The following is a 4,685-nucleotide window of genomic DNA, read 5'->3' as shown; positions in this document are numbered from 1 at the left end:
ATAAGCTCAAGTTTGGGCGCATCTATTCCACTATCCAAAACTGGGCGTTGATAAGTTCACACCCTAGTCTGCTAAAAATCAGCATACCCTCACCATGATGGTGAACGTCAAAACAGACCGCAATCAGGCAAAACGAAAAGCGATTGTTGGTACTGGTGATGGTATTTTCAAAAATAATAATCAAGAAAGCCCGAAAACACTTGGGACACAGCCGACAGTTTAGTTCCTAGTATAGGAGTCAAACAGACAAATCATAGGCTAGGGTGGTGTAATCGTTCAGGACTTCGCAAGCGGTGACCGCAGCCATAGTAAAAAAGTTCTGTGAGCGTTTCTGAAAGTTTAGTCTGCAAAAAACAGACTGCAATTACTGCCACTGGTGGTCTATTTGTTGGTCTATTCAATCACCGATAGCCAAAGAATACAGCAACCACAGGCATTACAGCCGACAGTTCGAATTCCTTAAGAACCGCCAAACTCAATATTCAGTCACCATACTAAAAAAACCTAGCAACAACCATCGTGGATAAAATAAAGATCAAACCGCAAACACCAATTGCTCGTATAAAAAATCTTTTATTGTCCAATGCTGCCCCCCCCCCTTGGCTTTTTATAGTTAATCAAAACAATACACATATTACAGTAATACTAAACCAGTGAGAACACCTGAAAACCTATCATTAGCCTATACCCAAAACATAAAACCAGTAAATGATAATCCGTCTATCAATAGACTTCGCCTGATTATCAAATGATAGGAAAATCACCATATTATCAATGAACAATCAATAATAAGTCTAAGTGATAATTGACTGATAATTTCATAACCTAGTCATTCCATAGTCAAACTAATCACCAGTAATATGAGCTAAAACAATACCAATTTGCCGTCTGAGTGGCTCGCATTTCAATTCTAAGGGTAAAGACCTAGTAAGTTACCTATTGAGCAGTCAAAGCACCTTGTAGGGCAAATCTGAGCAATTACTAATAATCTGATGATTGCCTGAGCTTGGCTGATGACTTCCACATGATGTGAAAGTTACCAATAATTCAAACCTGAGCCAATCTATCCAGCAATGGATTAATCAATTTTTGATGATGTTCTGAGCCTGATTTAGTCAGTAACTCAAAACATAGTTATCAACAATCAAAAAAATAATTCTTATGCTTTTAAGTAATTAGCTTTTAAAAGAGCTTTTAGAGTCCCTCGCAGACCACGCTACCAAAGGGCTGTAGCGTTCATATAACTACCTTTATCGCACCATTCAACTACCTTTATCGCACCAATCTAAGCTGATATAGCTACCTTTATCGCACCAATCAATACCACAGTTGATAGGGTATTGATATAATGCTAGTATGGCTTAATATTGAATTTATGAGTCGTCACCATGTCCGAATTAGTCGTCAAAGATAACGCATTGATACAAGCATCTTATACCCTCGATTTAGCAGAACAGCGACTAATCCTATTGGCAATCATTGAGGCTCGCAATTCAGGTCAAGGCATCACGCACGATAGCCTATTGAGAATACACGCAAGTAACTACGCTAAACAGTTCGGAGTGAATGACAAAACAGCCTACACGGTCGTTAAGGACGCAAGCAAAGGACTGTTTGACCGTTATGTCACCTACCACGATAAGAACCCAAAGAACGGCAAAGACAGGTCGTTTCATTGTCGCTGGGTAGATAAGATAGGCGTTGAGCCTGATAGCGGTATCGTTTATATGCGCTTTACGTCTGATGTAGTGCCACTAATAACACGGCTAGAAAGTCACTTCACTAGCTATGAGATTGCAGAAGTCGCTAACCTTACAAGTATTTATGCAATCCGATTGTATGAGCTGATTATCCAATGGCGTGATAATGGCGTGACGCAAAGATACAAGATAGATGACTTACGGCAAAAACTAGGTGTTGAGCCTGAGCAGTACAAAACAATGAGCAATCTTAAAGCTAAGGTATTAGACCGTGCTATCAATCAAATAAACAAACACACGGACATAACCGTCAAATATGAGCAGCACAAAACAGGTCGCACCATTACCGCCATGTCCTTCACATTCAAGGTAAAGAAAGCACCTGAGCCAATCGCCAAAGATGACGGCTTTATCAAAATGACTGACAGCCAAGTAAGAACCTTTAGCAGCAAATTAGCTCGATTGCCTGAGCTTGGTAACAATGCCCCATCGACTGCAGGTTATGACGACTTCGCCAAACTGATAGCCGATGACCTCAAAGACGCTGACAAACAAAAGAAATATCATAAGCACTTAGCAAAGTTAGGTTTTGAAGTAGCAAAGCGCAAGGTTAAGTAAAAACGTGCTCACAGATTGACGCTCACAGCCTCGTAAGTTCGTTTTGATAGTAAGGTACTACAGACGGTTAAAACGTCACCACAGGGCATACAGTGATAAGTAGAGATAAAAAGACTATTAAATATAAGTAACTAATAGCAAATGTCACAGTTAGGGGGTGGATATTTAAGCTAATATTGCAGGTCGTACTAGCAGTGGTAAGGGTAGCAATGTTGAGCCTAAAGTGGGTTTTTACTATTATCCTTTTACAGCAATCACTTAATAACCATCTTTATAAGATACTTTGGTCATTAAGAACATCATTATCTATTAAGGCGTGTTTCCGAGGATTTTTGATTTTAACGAGGTTTGGCAATGAGGCAAAAAACACTGGCAACCGAAATAGAAATAGACGGTAGATTACTGCCAATCAATACCTATGGTGGTACAAGGGCTTGTTATGTTGAGGTGCTAACGACTATAAAGCGTGAGTTTGACGCAATGCAGTCATGGCATGAAAAGGTGCTGATGGTTCGTGTTGATATTCATGCTCATGCTGATATTGTTGGTGATAAGAATACGATTATGACTGACTACCTAGACCGCATGAGGGAATGGGTAGGCGGTAAACAGTACAATGCCAAAAGAATGGGTTATGTATGGATAAGAGAAGTTAGCACTCAAGGCGGTCTGCACTACCATGTGTGGCTAATGATTAACGGCAAAGATGCAAAAAGCGGTTATAACTTTATTGAGAAAAGCCGACAGATTGCAGAACGACATAGCCATAGGGGTTATAGAAATGTACCTTATCCGCCAAAGTCTAAAGACGGTATAAAAAAGGAGTACTTCTATTTAGTCAGACGTGATAACGATAGCGAGTATAACAAAGCGTTTTACCATGTGTCTTACTTCGCTAAAGAGCGCACCAAAGACAAGCACAACCTGAGCGTCAAAGGTAAGAATTTCTCAGCAAGTAGAATAACTGCTAAGACTAAGCCCATTCACATGATGACCGATGCCGAACGACAGTTACCGTTATTTGCCTAATGATTTAGATATGAGGAGAAAACCATAGCAGCATTAGCCACTACTTCGAGTCTCAACAATTACCCTAGATTGAATATCTCACGCTATCGTGACCAGTTGAGACAGACAGACAGAGCAAACAAGATTGACGTTAATTATTCCTATCGTGGCAAAGCATACAGCTACAGCATACGATTAGATAAGACCGCTTGTCACTATGGCAACTATCGCCATTGGTGGTTATGCCCTAAATGCAGCAAGCGAGTAGCAGTGTTGTATTGTTCAGGTTCTTACGTCTGTAGGCATTGTCTGAGCGTTCCTTACGGTTCACAGCTACAACAGCCCATTGACCGCCTATTCAATCGTGCAGACGCAATCAGGCAGCGTCTAGGGTGGCAAAGTGGCATTGCTCATGGCAGTGGTACAAAGCCAAAAGGTATGCACCACAGCACGTATGACAGGCTAGTGAATGAGCATGACAGACTGACTGCTAAAATATGGCAATCAACACTTGATAAACTAGGTTGCACCAGTTGAGGTTAAGCAGATGATGAGCAGATTAACACTTGATGACTTACTCGATCAGTTAGAACAGGCAAGGCAAATCGCCATAGATGACCGCAAACCATCTGCAATGATACAAGCCACTGCTACTATGGCAAAGCTGACAGGGTATGACAGACCACAGTTAAAAGACGTAAATGCCGATGCGGTGCAGACCATTAGTGACCTGATGAATGAATTGGCAGACGATGAAACAACAAAGAGATTGAGCCATGAGTAAGATAACTATTGATGACCTGATGACAGAGCTAGACGATGCGAGATTGACCGCTAAGGCTAACGGACAAGCATCTGCTATGGTTGCTGCTACCATGTCAAAAGCAAAGCTGCTAGGGCTAGATAAAGCAGACAGCGAGCATAATAACGAACCACAGCCGGTCAGTGTGATAGTGAATGTCAAAGACGCTCGAAAACCTGACAGGGTGTGTTAGTTTTCGGACACGTTAGAGGGGGGCTATAAATCGAGATTAAACAGGCAAGCAGCATAAGAGCCACCACTATGACACGCACAAGAAAAAAACCGTTTCAAAAAGAAGTTAAAGCGAGCAGCATAGCCAAACGCTGGCAGCGCATACCTTAGCGCCTACAATTGGTTAAAGCGAGCAGATTAAGAAGTTAATGAAAGTTAAAGCAGCAATCAGCTAGAGAATGAGTATTGATGAGCTACTGAAAAAAGCAGTAGCGACTCGCAAACGATGTTAAAAGATAATCAATAAAACCTGAACACCCCGAAAACACTTGGGACACAGCCGACAGTTCGATGCCTTTACAGCGCACCAAACACAATTAATCAAG

At 41.4% G+C, this 4,685-nt stretch carries 6 protein-coding genes; all 6 read left to right on the top strand.

From position 1 onward, the window contains the following. Positions 1–94 precede the first annotated feature (94 nt). The 6 genes from CXF60_RS14645 (at position 95) to CXF60_RS00205 (ending at position 4,321) form a co-directional block, all read left to right on the top strand. Positions 95–223 (top strand): hypothetical protein, encoded by a 129-nt coding sequence (locus tag CXF60_RS14645; RefSeq protein WP_267284412.1) that lies wholly within the window; start codon positions 95–97, stop codon positions 221–223. A gap of 1,165 nt (positions 224–1,388) precedes the next feature. Then, positions 1,389–2,318: a replication initiation protein RepM gene (gene repM, locus CXF60_RS00220; RefSeq protein ID WP_102090314.1), complete on the top strand. Its 930-nt coding sequence runs from the start codon at positions 1,389–1,391 to the stop codon at positions 2,316–2,318. A 354-nt stretch (positions 2,319–2,672) separates the two neighbouring features. Further along, the gene (locus CXF60_RS00215; protein WP_102090313.1) at positions 2,673–3,347 is read left to right on the top strand and encodes a YagK/YfjJ domain-containing protein; all 675 of its coding nucleotides are present in this window, start codon (positions 2,673–2,675) and stop codon (positions 3,345–3,347) included. Between the two features lie 69 nt (positions 3,348–3,416). Continuing rightward, positions 3,417–3,863, top strand: coding sequence for a hypothetical protein (locus CXF60_RS14320; protein ID WP_145990185.1), 447 nt, complete (start codon positions 3,417–3,419; stop codon positions 3,861–3,863). A gap of 10 nt (positions 3,864–3,873) precedes the next feature. After that, the gene (locus CXF60_RS00210; RefSeq protein ID WP_102090312.1) at positions 3,874–4,110 is read left to right on the top strand and encodes a hypothetical protein; all 237 of its coding nucleotides are present in this window, start codon (positions 3,874–3,876) and stop codon (positions 4,108–4,110) included. Further along, the gene (locus tag CXF60_RS00205; RefSeq protein WP_102090311.1) at positions 4,103–4,321 is read left to right on the top strand and encodes a hypothetical protein; all 219 of its coding nucleotides are present in this window, start codon (positions 4,103–4,105) and stop codon (positions 4,319–4,321) included. Before CXF60_RS00210 ends, CXF60_RS00205 begins: the two co-directional genes overlap by 8 nt. Positions 4,322–4,685 lie beyond the last annotated feature (364 nt).

Origin of the sequence: Psychrobacter sp. 4Bb, assembly GCF_002836735.1 — a bacterium.
Classification (GTDB): Bacteria; Pseudomonadota; Gammaproteobacteria; order Pseudomonadales; family Moraxellaceae; genus Psychrobacter.
The sequence above is the reverse complement of the archived record's forward strand: the minus strand, read 5'-3'. Positions and strand labels throughout refer to the sequence as shown.